Annotated in this window: 13 protein-coding genes and 1 tRNA gene; 11 read left to right on the top strand and 3 right to left on the bottom strand. The window is 62.6% G+C overall.

Translation table 11 applies throughout. The features are described 5' to 3' along the window. Positions 1-10 precede the first annotated feature (10 nt). The 4 genes from AC1DXM_RS16600 to AC1DXM_RS16585 all read left to right on the top strand — a co-directional run bounded on the left by AC1DXM_RS16600 (position 11) and on the right by AC1DXM_RS16585 (position 3094). A tRNA-Ser gene (locus tag AC1DXM_RS16600) sits at positions 11-101 on the top strand. 95 nt (positions 102-196) lie between these two features. After that, complete coding sequence (locus tag AC1DXM_RS16595) at positions 197-448, top strand: GIY-YIG nuclease family protein (protein ID WP_477234271.1); 252 nt, start codon at positions 197-199, stop codon at positions 446-448. A gap of 99 nt (positions 449-547) precedes the next feature. Beyond that, a complete protein-coding gene (locus AC1DXM_RS16590; protein ID WP_203278052.1) occupies positions 548-1723 on the top strand; it encodes a porin in 1176 nt (391 codons plus the stop codon). A 258-nt stretch (positions 1724-1981) separates the two neighbouring features. Further along, positions 1982-3094 carry a pyridoxal phosphate-dependent aminotransferase gene (locus tag AC1DXM_RS16585; RefSeq protein WP_477234268.1) on the top strand — a complete coding sequence of 371 codons (1113 nt, stop codon included), beginning with the start codon at positions 1982-1984 and terminating at the stop codon, positions 3092-3094. Between the two features lie 168 nt (positions 3095-3262). On the opposite strand, the gene AC1DXM_RS16580 is transcribed toward AC1DXM_RS16585, so the two are convergent. Then, positions 3263-3799 (bottom strand): MarR family winged helix-turn-helix transcriptional regulator, encoded by a 537-nt coding sequence (locus AC1DXM_RS16580; protein WP_477234266.1) that lies wholly within the window; start codon positions 3797-3799, stop codon positions 3263-3265. A gap of 194 nt (positions 3800-3993) precedes the next feature. Between AC1DXM_RS16580 and AC1DXM_RS16575 the strand changes: the two genes are divergently transcribed. The 3 genes from AC1DXM_RS16575 (at position 3994) to AC1DXM_RS16565 (ending at position 6128) form a co-directional block, all read left to right on the top strand. Beyond that, the gene (locus AC1DXM_RS16575; RefSeq protein ID WP_192256866.1) at positions 3994-4278 is read left to right on the top strand and encodes an acylphosphatase; all 285 of its coding nucleotides are present in this window, start codon (positions 3994-3996) and stop codon (positions 4276-4278) included. Positions 4279-4351: 73 nt separating this feature from the next. Next, a complete protein-coding gene (locus tag AC1DXM_RS16570; protein WP_477234263.1) occupies positions 4352-4996 on the top strand; it encodes a TetR/AcrR family transcriptional regulator in 645 nt (214 codons plus the stop codon). Then, entirely contained in the window at positions 4965-6128 is a 1164-nt protein-coding gene (locus tag AC1DXM_RS16565) for an isovaleryl-CoA dehydrogenase (protein WP_477234261.1), read from the top strand. The genes AC1DXM_RS16570 and AC1DXM_RS16565 overlap by 32 nt, the downstream gene beginning before the upstream one ends. On the opposite strand, the gene AC1DXM_RS16560 is transcribed toward AC1DXM_RS16565, so the two are convergent. Further along, positions 6109-6309 (bottom strand): type II toxin-antitoxin system HicB family antitoxin, encoded by a 201-nt coding sequence (locus tag AC1DXM_RS16560; RefSeq protein WP_477234259.1) that lies wholly within the window; start codon positions 6307-6309, stop codon positions 6109-6111. The genes AC1DXM_RS16565 and AC1DXM_RS16560 overlap by 20 nt on opposite strands. 64 nt (positions 6310-6373) lie before the next feature. Between AC1DXM_RS16560 and AC1DXM_RS16555 the strand changes: the two genes are divergently transcribed. The 4 genes from AC1DXM_RS16555 (at position 6374) to AC1DXM_RS16540 (ending at position 11022) form a co-directional block, all read left to right on the top strand. After that, a complete protein-coding gene (locus AC1DXM_RS16555) occupies positions 6374-7981 on the top strand; it encodes a carboxyl transferase domain-containing protein (RefSeq protein WP_477234257.1) in 1608 nt (535 codons plus the stop codon). A 1-nt stretch (position 7982) separates the two neighbouring features. After that, the gene (locus AC1DXM_RS16550) at positions 7983-8513 is read left to right on the top strand and encodes an O-acetyl-ADP-ribose deacetylase (RefSeq protein ID WP_477234255.1); all 531 of its coding nucleotides are present in this window, start codon (positions 7983-7985) and stop codon (positions 8511-8513) included. A 120-nt stretch (positions 8514-8633) separates the two neighbouring features. Then, positions 8634-9011 (top strand): hypothetical protein, encoded by a 378-nt coding sequence (locus tag AC1DXM_RS16545; protein ID WP_477234253.1) that lies wholly within the window; start codon positions 8634-8636, stop codon positions 9009-9011. A gap of 49 nt (positions 9012-9060) precedes the next feature. Further along, positions 9061-11022: an acetyl/propionyl/methylcrotonyl-CoA carboxylase subunit alpha gene (locus AC1DXM_RS16540; protein WP_477234251.1), complete on the top strand. Its 1962-nt coding sequence runs from the start codon at positions 9061-9063 to the stop codon at positions 11020-11022. A gap of 63 nt (positions 11023-11085) precedes the next feature. On the opposite strand, the gene AC1DXM_RS16535 is transcribed toward AC1DXM_RS16540, so the two are convergent. After that, positions 11086-12207: a branched-chain amino acid ABC transporter substrate-binding protein gene (locus AC1DXM_RS16535; protein ID WP_112564223.1), complete on the bottom strand. Its 1122-nt coding sequence runs from the start codon at positions 12205-12207 to the stop codon at positions 11086-11088. Between the last annotated feature and the right edge of the window lie 160 nt (positions 12208-12367).

Raw genomic sequence — 12367 nt, 5'->3', positions numbered from 1 at the left:
CCGGCGCAACGGAGAGGTGGCCGAGTGGTCGAAGGCGCTCCCCTGCTAAGGGAGTAGAGGTCAAAAGCTTCTCGTGGGTTCGAATCCCATCCTCTCCGCCACCCTACGCCCTGCGGGCTTCGGGTGGCAGGCCACCCGGAACCGCATTTTGGGCGTAGGAGTGTCGCCCGAAGCTACGGAGTAGCGTAGGGGGACCATGTGGTACGTCTACTTCCTGCGGCTCCATAACGGCGATGTCTATGTTGGATCGACAAATGACCTTCGACGCCGATTCGAATCTCACCGATCAGGCCATGTGACGTCGACAAAGGCTCACCTGCCTGTGGTCTTGAAGGCCTATATCGGAGTTGAAACCGAGGCCAACGCACGGCAGCTCGAGCGATATTTCAAAACCGGGTCGGGCAAGGCCTTCGCAAGCAAGCGGTTTTTTGCGAACAGCTCCAACTGACCGTCAAAGAGGCTCATCTATTTGAAATAAAATAGAAAAGCAGGACAGCGGTCTGCTTTTCACCGACCTCCACTCTCGATTCTGACTGGAGGTCAGAAAATGAACATCAAGAGCCTTCTTCTCGGCTCCGCTGCGGCCCTGATCGCAGTTTCCGGTGCGCGCGCCGCCGACGCCGTCGTCGTCGCCGAGCCGGAACCGGCTGAATACGTCAAGATTTGCGACGTTTACGGCTCGGGCTACTTCTACATCCCCGGCACCGAAACCTGCCTGCGCATCGGCGGCTATGTCCGTTACGACATCGGCGTCGGCGACGTCGGCTCGTTCGATGGTGCCAGGTCCTTCGACCATAAGGACGGCGACGAGCAGGATACCTTCTACAAGAACGCCCGCTTCACGCTGAAGACCTGGACCGGCCAGGAAACCGAGCTCGGCACCTTGAAGACCTACACCGAGACCCGCTTCAACTTCGGCAACCGCAACGGCTACCCGTCGGCAGACGATCCGGCAACGGAAGCAGATGAATTCAACTCCAACCCTGCCGGCAACAAGAACGTTTCTCTGAACTTCGCCTGGATCCAGCTCGGTGGCCTGCGCGTCGGTAAGGACGAATCGGCCTTCGATACGTTCATCGGCTACGCCGGCAACGTCATCCAGGATACGCTGGTTCCCTACGGCGATTTCGACACCAACGTCGTCCAGTACTACTTCGATGCCGGCAACGGTTTCTCGGCCGTGGTCTCGCTCGAAGAAGGCTCGGGCACCGTCGGCACGATCGACAGCTATGTTCCGCATGTCGTCGGCGGCGTGAAGTACACGCAGGGCTGGGGCGCCATCACTGGCGTCGTCGCTTATGACAGCAACTACGAGGAAGTCGCCGGCAAGGTTCGTTTGGACATCACCCCGATGCAGAACCTGTCGCTCTTCATCATGGGCGGCTACGGCACCGACGACAACCTGACGGATCCGAACTACGCGATCGACGCCGGTGGCCGCGGCTTCTACAAGCAGTGGGGCGGCAACTGGGCATTCTGGGGTGGTGGCACTTACACCATCAACGAGAAAACCTCGTTCAACCTCCAGGTGTCATATGACGACTGGAAGAACCTCGGCGTCGCCGCGAACATCGCCTACGATGTGGTTCCCGGCTTCACGGTCACGGCCGAAGTCGACTACCTCAATGCAGGCAAGTTCGACGATGCCGACTTCTCCAACTTCACCAACGCCGACAAGAAGAGCAGCGTCGGCGGTCTCCTCCGCTTCCAGCGCTCGTTCTAACAGGCAGAGCCTGACTCAAAATCGAACCCGGCGGGCAACCGCCGGGTTTTTCTTTTGAAACATCCTTCGCCGTAGTGATTGGGCTGCGGTGCGGACCTTCAGAAGTTGGAAGCTCAACCGGCGGCTGGATCATAGAGCCGTGGCCGCCCTGTGCCGATTTCGTCTTAGGTGTCCTGGCCACTATTTCCAGGTGCGTCAGAACTTGCACCAACTGACCCAGCACGCTAGCAAGAAGGCCCTTTTCGAGTGAGCCTTACCATGCGCCAGCGCCCTGCCCTCACGCCGCTTGTCGGCGCGCTTCCCTCTACGGTGCCGTTTGTCGGCCCTGAAGCGCAGGAGCGTGAGCGCGGCCGCCCGTTTCGCGCCCGCATCGGCGCCAATGAGAGCAGTTTCGGGCCTTCGCCGCGCGTTATTGCCCGCATGGAAAGCGCCGCGCGTGACCAATGGATGTATTGCGACCCCGACAATTACGATCTGAAGGTGGCCGCGGCCCGCCATCTCGGCGTCGGCACTGAGAACGTCGTGGTCGGCGAAGGCATAGACGGGCTGCTCAGCCTGGTGGCGCGCATGTATGCGGCGCCCGGCGACGCGGTGGTCACCTCGCTCGGCGCCTATCCGACCTTCAACTTCCACATCGCCGGCGTCGGCGGCCGGCTGGTCACGGTGCCTTACGAGACCGACAAGGAAAGTCTGGACGGCCTGCTGGCTGCGGTCGTCAGGGAAAAAGCGCCGCTGGTCTATCTCTCCAATCCCGACAATCCGATGGGCAGCTGGTGGAAAGCAAGCGAGATTACCCGCTTCATCGAAGCCTTGCCGGAAACCACCATGCTGGTGCTCGACGAGGCCTATGGCGAGTTGGGGCCGGCCTCGGCACTGCCGCCGATCGATGTCGCGCGGCCCAATGTCATCCGTATGCGCACCTTCTCCAAGGCCTACGGGCTGGCCGGCATTCGCTGCGGTTACGCGGTGGCGGAGGCTGAGGTGATCCGCGATTTTGAGAAGATCCGCAACCATTACGGCGTCAGCCGCATGGCGCAGGTCGCCGGCGTCGAAGCGCTTGCCGACCAAGACTGGCTGCGCAGCGTGGTGGCGCGGGTCGACGCCGGCCGCACACGCATCGCCGGGATTGCCGAGACAAACGGACTGAAGCCGCTGCCGTCAGCGACCAATTTCGTCACCATAGACTGTGGCCAGGACGGCGCCTTCGCGCTGAAGGTGCTGCAAAACCTGTTGTCGCGCGACGTCTTCATCCGCAAGCCTATGGCGCCAGGGCTCGACCGCTGCATCCGGGTCAGCGTCGGCCTTGATCATGAGCTCGACATCTTTGCCGAGGAACTGCCCGGCGCGCTGGCGGCAGCGCGCGGGAACTAGAGCGTTTCACCGTTTCACGGAAACGGCGAACCGCTCTATCTCGTTGTTTTGACGCAATTCCGGACGGAAAACCGCTTACACTTTCCTGGAATTGCTCTAGACTGGCCGCTGCCATCGCCATGTTGCGACGGGCACGATGCTGCGGGCGAACCAGCCGGCAGACCGGCATCACCTTGCAGCCGGCAGAGCCCGCGATTCCTTGCCGCCACCACCGAGCAGCCGCGTGACCCGCTTCAGCGCATCTGAAAGCTCGGCGGCTTCATCATCGGCAAGGCCGGCGATCAGACGGGCGAGCTCACGATTCGCCGCCGCCTGGAGTGTGGCTAGCGCGGCACTGCCCCGGGCCGTCGGCGACAGGATCCGCCGGCGCCGATCGTCCGGGTTGGCACGCAGTTCGATCAGGCCGGCGGCCGTGAATTTTCGCAGGATCCGCATGAGGTGGGCCGGCGGGAGTTTGAGTTCGCCGGCAAGGGCCGATGCAGCCGGCGCAAGATCGAGATGGAACGCCCTCGCCAAAAATCCCGATTCGCCGCCGGGGCCAGCATAAACGTCAGCTGGCCGGTGGCCGAGTTCGAACAGCACCCTGGCTTCGACCAAAGTGTAGGCGCTCTGCATCAGCGTCTCATCGAGCAGCCCGACCCGGCAGGTGTAGAACCTGTTGAAGCCGCGCATCTCGGCGACCAACGCATCTCGATCGGCTGGCATGTCGGCCACCTCTCCCGGAAGACTCCGCAGTGCCCGATCTTCATCGACTTAGTTGATTTCGTCAACTATTTGCTGGACGATGCCATTCATCTCGAGGTGTGAGCCGGGTTCCCGTCGATCCAGCAACAATCCAGCCGTTCAGGCCTGTTGCTTTCGTTCGATCCTGCGCCAGACTCTGTGCATGGGAGATAACGATGGATGACCAGCAAAAGGCGGTACAGGCGCGCGTCCACGGCAAGGTGCAAGGCGTCGGCTACCGGGTGTGGGCGCGACGCGAAGCGATAGAGCTTGGCCTCGTAGGTTGGGTTCGCAATGAACGGGACGGCACCGTGACGGCCTGGATTGCCGGTGGCGATGCCGCGGTTTCGACAATGATCGAACGGCTACGGCAAGGACCAAGCGGAGCTTCGGTTTCAAAGGTCGAGACCGAGGAATTCGAACTCCGCGACGCCCCCATCGACTTTCGGATCATCGTCTAAAGGTACGATCCTGATTGCTCTCTTGAATTAATTGAACGTTCGTTTTATTATTAGGACTTATCGGGAGGCATTCATGGCGCGCACGACCGGATCCGATGGTGAAAAGACGGAAGCCGCCGTCCGCGAGGCGGCGGTCAGCCTGATCGCACGCTTCGGCTATGAAGCGATGTCGATGCGCCAACTCGCCGCCGAAGTCGGCGTCCAGGCGGCCGCGCTCTACCGCTATTTCCCTACCAAGGAAGACCTTCTGTTCACGCTGATGCGCGAGCATATGGAAGGGCTGATCAAAGCTTGGGACGCCGCACGTCCCGATGCCGCCGATCCGACGACGCGGCTGGCCGCCTATGTCGAAAACCACATCGCCTTCCACATCGAGCGCCGCCATTCCACCCATGTCTCGAACATGGAATTGCGCAGCCTGTCGCATGACCGGCTGACGCAGATCCTGCGCATGCGCACCGCCTATGAGAAGGAGTTGCGCGCCATCCTGCGCGACGGCGCGGAGGCCGGCACCTTCAGCATCGACGACACCGGGCTCACCGCCATGGCGCTGATCCAGATGATGACCGGCGTCATCGTCTGGTTCCGGCCGGGCGAGCGGCTGTCCATGGCTGAAGTCACGGCGACATATCTTTCAATGACAATGCGCCTGGTTGGCGCGAAGATCGATTTCGCGGAGGAACGGCATGTACACGAACACGCTCAGCTTCGGGCATGACGAAGACATCGAGGCGCTGCGCGATCTGGTGCGCCGCTTTGCCCAGGAGAAAATAGCGCCGATCGCCGCCGAGATCGACCGCAGCAATCAATTCCCCATGCATTTGTGGAAAGAACTCGGCGCGCTCGGCCTGCTCGGCATCACCGCCGATCCCGATTTCGGCGGCAGCGGCATGGGCTACCTCGCCCACGTGATCGCGGTGGAAGAGATTTCCCGCGCCTCGGCCTCGGTCGGCCTCTCCTACGGCGCCCATTCGAACCTCTGCGTCAACCAGATCAACCGCTGGGCGACACCGGCGCAGAAGGAGAAATATCTGCCAGCGTTGTGCTCGGGTGAAAAGGTCGGTGCGCTGGCAATGTCGGAATCCGGCGCCGGCTCCGACGTCGTCTCGCTCAAGCTGCGCGCCGAAAAGCGCAACGACCGCTATGTGCTCAACGGCACCAAGATGTGGATCACCAACGGCCCCGACGCCGAAACGCTTGTGGTCTATGCCAAGACCGATCCGGAGGGGAAATCGCGCGGCATCACCGCCTTCATCGTCGAGAAGGCGATGGCCGGCTTTTCCGTGGCGCAAAAGCTGGACAAGCTCGGCATGCGCGGCTCCAACACCGGCGAACTGGTGTTCGACAATGTCGAGGTTCCCTACGACAATGTGCTGCATGAGGAAGGCCGTGGCGTCGAGGTGCTGATGTCCGGCCTCGACTATGAGCGTACCGTGCTTGCCGGCGGACCGATCGGGCTGATGGCGGCGTGCCTGGATGTCGCGATCCCCTATGTGCATGAGCGCAAGCAGTTCGGCCAGCCGATCGGCGAGTTCCAGCTGGTGCAAGGCAAGCTGGCCGACATGTATTCGACGATGAACGCCGCGCGTGCCTATGTCTATGCGGTGGCGGCTGCCTGCGATCGCGGTCAGACGACGCGCAAGGACGCCGCCGGCTGCGTGCTGTTTGCGGCGGAAAAGGCGACGCAGATGGCGCTCGACGCCATCCAGCTGCTTGGCGGCAACGGCTATATCAATGACTATCCGACCGGCCGGCTGTTGCGCGACGCCAAGCTCTACGAGATCGGCGCCGGCACCAGCGAAATCCGCCGCTGGCTGATCGGACGCGAGATCATGGCGGAGGGGGTTTAGTGCCACGCTCCTTGCAAAAGGCGAGATAGTCATCGACGCTGCTGTGAAACGGCTTCACCAGTTCCTCGACGGTGTCGGCCTCGAACGTAACGATGTCGCGAATGCCGCGGACGCGACCATGGAACACCATATCCTCGTCGTCGAACTCGATCGAGCCTGCGTACCTCTTGTAAAGCTTCATAGCCCCATTCCGTCACACGCGATGAAGTTTGATAGCAGAATGTGATGTCATTCCGGATTTATCAATGGCCACTCTAACCTCTCAAATCTCCTCCTCCTCCGAAACGTTCCGCGCCAATGCCGAACGCATGCGCGCGCTGGTCGCCGACATCGCTGACAAGGCGGCGAGCGTCGAGCGCGGCGGTTCGGACGAGGCGCGCGAGCGCCATGTTTCGCGCGGGAAACTGTTGCCACGCGAGCGGCTGGCGCAATTGCTCGACACCGGCTCGCCTTTCCTCGAGATCGGCCAGTTTGCGGCATGGTCGATGTATGGTGAGGAGATTTCCTCGGCCGGCATGATTGCCGGCGTCGGCCGTGTCGAGGGTACCGAGGTGATGGTCATCGTCAACGACGCCACGGTGAAGGGCGGAACTTATTACCCGCTGACGGTGAAGAAGCATTTGCGGGCGCAGGAGATCGCGCTGCAGAACAATCTGCCTTGCATCTATCTGGTCGACAGCGGCGGCGCCAATCTGCCCAACCAGGACGAGGTGTTTCCCGACCGCGAGCATTTCGGCCGCATCTTCTACAATCAGGCCAACATGTCGGCGGCCGGCATCCCGCAGATCGCCTGCGTCATGGGCTCGTGCACAGCAGGCGGCGCCTATGTACCGGCAATGTCTGACGAGACGATCATGGTGCGCAACCAGGCGACCATTTTTCTTGGCGGCCCGCCGCTGGTGAAAGCTGCCACCGGCGAAGACGTCAGCGCCGAGGATCTGGGCGGCGCCGATGTGCACACCAGGTTGTCCGGTGTCGCCGACCACTACGCGCTGGACGACGAACATGCGCTGGCCATCTGCCGGCGCATTGTGAAAAACCTCAACCGGCGCAAGAGTGCAAGCCTGGCCTTACAGAAGCCCACGCCGCCACTTCACGACGCGCGGGAACTCTACGGCATCGTGCCGACCGATCTGCGCCAGCCCTATGATGTGCGCGAGGTGATTGCGCGCGTCGTCGACGGCTCCGAGTTCGACGAGTTCAAGCAGAATTACGGCACCACGCTGGTCACCGGCTTTGCCCATCTCCAGGGCATGCCCGTCGGCATCATCGCCAATAATGGCGTGCTGTTTTCGGAAAGCGCGCTGAAGGGCGCGCATTTCATCGAGCTGTGCTGCCAGCGCAAGATTCCGCTGATCTTCCTGCAAAACATCACCGGCTTCATGGTCGGGCGAAAATACGAGGCCGGCGGCATCGCCAAGGACGGCGCCAAGCTGGTGATGGCGGTCGCTACCGCGCGCGTGCCGAAGGTGACGATGATCATCGGCGGTTCGTTCGGCGCCGGCAATTACGGCATGTGCGGGCGCGCCTATTCGCCACGCTTCCTGTGGATGTGGCCGAACGCCCGCATTTCGGTGATGGGCGGCGAACAGGCAGCAACCGTGCTAGCGGTGGTCAAGCGCGAGGGCATCGAGCGCAAGGGCGGCGAGTGGAGCGCGGACGAGGAAGCAAAATTCAAAAAGCCGATCCTGATGAAATACGAGCATGAGGGCCATCCGCTCTATTCCTCGGCACGGCTGTGGGACGACGGTATCATCGATCCGGCGAAAACACGCGAGGTGCTGGCGCTCAGCCTGTCGGCCGCGCTCAACGCCGACATCGAAGAAACGAAGTTCGGCGTGTTCAGGATGTGAGATGAGCATGCTCAGCGAACGGATCAGAATTCACACCGGCGACATCACCAGGCTTGCGGTCGATGCCGTCGTCAATGCCGCCAACTCCTCGCTGCTTGGCGGCGGCGGTGTCGACGGCGCCATTCACCGTGCGGCCGGCCCGGAGCTCGAATTCGAATGCCGGATGCTGAATGGCTGCAAGGTCGGTGATGCAAAGCTCACAAAGGGCTACAGGCTGCCGGCGCGCTACATCATCCACACGGTCGGACCTGTCTGGCAAGGTGGCAGCAAGGGCGAAGCCGGACTGCTCGCTTCCTGCTATCGCCGGTCGCTCGAAATCGCACGCGCCCATGACTGCCGGACGGTAGCCTTTCCGGCGATCTCGACCGGTATCTACCGTTATCCGAAGAATGAGGCGGCAGACATTGCCGTCGGCACCGCGAGCGACTTCCTGCAACAGAACGCCCTGCCCGAGACAGTTGTTTTCTGCTGCTTCGACGACCAGACGGCGGAACTATACCAACGGGCCGTTGCTGACCTTGAGGGACGCTGAACTTCATGGGGCCGAAGGATCCTAGCAACCGGCAACTGCCAATATCCACCGCCGAACTGGCGGGGGGACAAAATATTCGCTACTGCTCGTCCTGCATTGGGCAATTGGGGGTGGTTGGAAATGGATCTGCAATATTGCCGCAAAGCGGCCGTCTCGATACTTTCAGGATTGCTAATATTCTCAGCGCCCAGCAGCGGCGTCGCGGGATCGCTGGCGGGAAAGATCGGCGACAAGCGGTTTTCTCCGACCTTGTCGCTCGATCCGAAGGAGGCCTGCTACAAAGCCTATCTCGCCTATATCGCAGCAGGCGGCCATTCGGCCTACGCCACGACGTTCTATTCGCGCGTAGTCGATCTTCACATTTTCTGCAGCGCGAAGCTGAACGCGCCTTCGCAGAGGGCCGCGGAGGATATTGCATTGCGTGCCTGTCAGAGCGCCTTCACCAGGTGGAAGGTCAAGACCGCGAGCGGCGGTTGCGCGATCGCGATGTCGAAGTAAGCCGGCGGTCGCCAGACTGGCGGCGCCTAAGGCAAACGCTGGAGGCTCCATGTTCGCCAAGATCCTGATCGCCAATCGCGGCGAGATCGCCTGCCGTGTGATCCGCACCGCGCGCAGGCTCGGTGTGCGCACCGTCGCCGTCTATTCCGACGCCGATGCCAAGGCCATGCATGTCGAAATGGCCGACGAGGCGGTGCATATCGGCGCTTCTCCCGTCGGCGAAAGCTATCTGCGCGGCGACAAGATTGTCGCGGCCGCGCTGGCGACAGGCGCCGAGGCAATCCACCCCGGCTACGGCTTTCTCTCGGAAAACCCCGACTTCGTCGACCAGGTGGTGGCGGCAGGGCTCAACTTCATCGGCCCCTCGGCCGCCTCGATCCGCGCCATGGGTCTGAAGGACGCAGCCAAACGGCTGATGGAAAAGGCCGGCGTGCCGGTCGTGCCGGGCTATCATGGCGAGGCGCAGGAGATCGTGCTGCTGGCGTCCAAGGCGCGCGAGATCGGCTATCCCGTGCTGATCAAGGCGCGCGCCGGCGGCGGTGGCAAGGGCATGCGCCGCGTCGAGCATCCCGACGATTTCTCCGAGGCATTGTCGGGCGCGCGGCGCGAGGCCAAGGCTGCGTTTGGCGACGACCGCGTGCTGGTGGAAAAATATGTCGACAAGCCGCGCCACATCGAGGTCCAGGTGTTCGGCGACAATTTTGGCAACGCCGTGCATCTCTACGAGCGCGACTGCTCGGCACAGCGCCGCCACCAGAAGGTGATCGAGGAAGCGCCGGCGCCCGGCATGACACCGGCGTTGCGCAAGGCGATGACGGAAGCGGCGGTGAAAGCTGCCAAGGCGATCAGCTATTCGGGCGCTGGCACGATCGAATTCATCGTCGACGCCTCGCAAGAGCTGGAGGCCGACCGCTTCTGGTTCATGGAGATGAACACTCGCCTGCAGGTCGAACATCCCGTCACTGAAATGATCACAGGCACCGACCTGGTCGAGTGGCAACTGCGGGTGGCCAGCGGCGAAAAGCTGCCGAAGACGCAGAGCGAGATAACGCTATCCGGCCACGCCTTCGAGGCGCGCATCTATGCCGAGGACGCGGCGAAAGGGTTTCTGCCGGCGACCGGCACGCTGCATCATCTGGCGTTTCCCGACAGCGCTCCCGAAGGCGCCACGATGCGCATCGAGACCGGCGTGCGGGCCGGCGATGCGATCTCGCCCTTCTACGATCCGATGATCGCCAAGCTGGTGGTCCACGCCAAGGACAGGCAGGCGGCGCTCGACGCGCTCGGCACAGCGTTGTCGCAGACCGAAATCGCCGGCTCGACCGTCAACACAGCCTTTCTCGCGGCAGTTGCCGCCGACACCGACTTTTCCGCCGGCGACGTCGATACCGGCCTGATCGGCAGGCATCAGGAAGCGCTGACCACGGTCGCCCCACCGAGCGACGAGATCGTTGCCGCGGCAGCCCTTGCCGCGGCCGGCGCCGGTACGTTGCCGCCATCGGACGATCCGTGGTCGGTGCTTGCCGGCTATGCACATTTCCACACTGTTGCGCGGCGCACGCGGCTGCGCCATGGCGACGACGATATTCTGGCACGTGTTTCGGCGCGGCCGGACGGGCGCTTCGAGGTGGCGCTGGATGCGCCCTATGACAGCGTCAATTCGCACGATCTTCGCGCCGCCCCTCGCCTTGCGCGCTGGCCAGGCCACGTCACCGTGTTCGAAGGCGCGGTCGGCTACAGTTTCCTCGTCCCGGATCCGCTGGCGCGAACCGACGAGGCCGCCGCTGCGTCCAGCAGCCTGCGCGCGCCGATGCCCGGCCTGGTCAAGCTGGTGCGCGCGGCCAAGGGCGAAGCCGTGACCAAGGGCCAGCCTCTGCTGATCCTGGAAGCGATGAAGATGGAACACACGATCTCGGCCAGCCATGACGGCGTCATCGCCGAGATTGCAGCAGAAGGCGCGCAGGTCACCGACGGAACCGTGCTGGTGCGTTTCGTTGAAGAGGCTGCATAGCCGGCTGGAGGCTCGAACAAAAATGGCCGGGCAAGCCCGGCCATTTCACGAGTATGCGGACGATTACTGCGCGATCGGCGCGTATTTGCCGTCATGCCACTGGTTGATGTCGTAGCTGGCGTTCTTCAGATCGCCCTTCTCGTCGAAGGTGACCTCGCCGACCACGGTACTGAACGGCGTACCGTTCTTCAGTGCTTCGGCGACCTTGACCGGATCGTCAGTTCCGGCGCGCTTGACGCCCTCTGCAAACGCCTGAACGACGGCGTAGGAGAACAGCGTGAAGCCTTCCGGCACGAAGCCGCCCGCCTTGATCTTGGCGATGGCGTCCTTGGCTTCCGGCTTGGCCTGCGGGTCGGACGGGAAGACGAACATGGTGCCCTCGCCGGCTGGGCCAGCAACCTGCCAGAATTCCGGCGTGGCGATCGAGTCCGGCATGATCAGCTGGAACTTGACGCTCTGCTCGGCCGACTGACGCAGGATCAGCCCGGCTTCGGGGTGATAGCCACCGAAATAGACGACGTCGGCCTTGAGGTCCTTCAGCTTGGTGACGAGCGCCGAATAGTCCTTCTCGCCGGCATTGATGCCTTCATAGTCGACTTCCTTGAGGCCGCCGGCATTCATCGTCGCCTTGACGGCATCGGCAACGCCCTGGCCGTAGGCGCTCTTGTCATGCAGGATGACGACATTCTTGCCGGCATACTTCTTGGCGATCCATGGGCCCATGAAGGCGCCCTGCGCATCGTCGCGCGTGTAGAGGCGCATGATCGTCGGCCAGCCGGCCTTGGCGGCGGCGTCGGTCAGCTCGGGATTGGAGGCGGACGGGCTCATCATCAGCGCGCCGGCTTCGGCATAGACGGCGGAGGCCGGGATGGCGGAGCCCGAGCAGGCATGGCCGTCAATAAACTTGACGCCGTTGGCAACGATCCGGTTGGCCACCGAAACCGCCTGCTTGGGATCGCACTGGTCGTCCTCGATGTCGAGCTTGATCATCGAGCCGTTGACACCACCGGCGGCGTTGATCGCGTCGGCGGCTGCCGTTGCGCCCTGCTTGAACTGATCGCCGATCGTGGCGAGTTGTCCGGTCATCGGGCCGACCACCGAAATGGTGATGTCGTCGGCAAAAGCAACCGGCGCGCTCATCATCAGGCCAAATACGGCCGCGCTCAAAATACCCATTTTTTTCATGGTGATAGAACTCCTCCCACACTGGCGCAGCCATTCCGGCCGCGCTTCTTTCAGAAGGCGGGACAATTTCATCCTTCATTGGACCTGTCTAGGCGCATCGGCGTCACTCGATTGGGCCTCATCAACGCAAAAAGCCACGCCAGCCTGTTCCCGGCCGGTC

It is taken from the genome of Mesorhizobium sp. P3_A2 (genome assembly GCF_056403115.1).
This window is presented reverse-complemented; position numbering and strand designations above follow the sequence as displayed.

Bases quoted from the DNA above. Each gene is read 5' to 3' on its own strand.
- AC1DXM_RS16595 (WP_477234271.1), top strand. From the start codon at position 197: ATGTGGTACGTCTACTTCCTGCGGCTCCATAACGGCGATGTCTATGTT.
- AC1DXM_RS16590 (WP_203278052.1), top strand. From the start codon at position 548: ATGAACATCAAGAGCCTTCTTCTCGGCTCCGCTGCGGCCCTGATCGCA.
- AC1DXM_RS16585 (WP_477234268.1), top strand. From the start codon at position 1,982: ATGCGCCAGCGCCCTGCCCTCACGCCGCTTGTCGGCGCGCTTCCCTCT.
- AC1DXM_RS16580 (WP_477234266.1), bottom strand. From the start codon at position 3,799: ATGCCAGCCGATCGAGATGCGTTGGTCGCCGAGATGCGCGGCTTCAAC.
- AC1DXM_RS16575 (WP_192256866.1), top strand. From the start codon at position 3,994: ATGGATGACCAGCAAAAGGCGGTACAGGCGCGCGTCCACGGCAAGGTG.
- AC1DXM_RS16570 (WP_477234263.1), top strand. From the start codon at position 4,352: ATGGCGCGCACGACCGGATCCGATGGTGAAAAGACGGAAGCCGCCGTC.
- AC1DXM_RS16565 (WP_477234261.1), top strand. From the start codon at position 4,965: ATGTACACGAACACGCTCAGCTTCGGGCATGACGAAGACATCGAGGCG.
- AC1DXM_RS16560 (WP_477234259.1), bottom strand. From the start codon at position 6,309: ATGAAGCTTTACAAGAGGTACGCAGGCTCGATCGAGTTCGACGACGAG.
- AC1DXM_RS16555 (WP_477234257.1), top strand. From the start codon at position 6,374: ATGGCCACTCTAACCTCTCAAATCTCCTCCTCCTCCGAAACGTTCCGC.
- AC1DXM_RS16550 (WP_477234255.1), top strand. From the start codon at position 7,983: ATGAGCATGCTCAGCGAACGGATCAGAATTCACACCGGCGACATCACC.
- AC1DXM_RS16545 (WP_477234253.1), top strand. From the start codon at position 8,634: ATGGATCTGCAATATTGCCGCAAAGCGGCCGTCTCGATACTTTCAGGA.
- AC1DXM_RS16540 (WP_477234251.1), top strand. From the start codon at position 9,061: ATGTTCGCCAAGATCCTGATCGCCAATCGCGGCGAGATCGCCTGCCGT.
- AC1DXM_RS16535 (WP_112564223.1), bottom strand. From the start codon at position 12,207: ATGAAAAAAATGGGTATTTTGAGCGCGGCCGTATTTGGCCTGATGATG.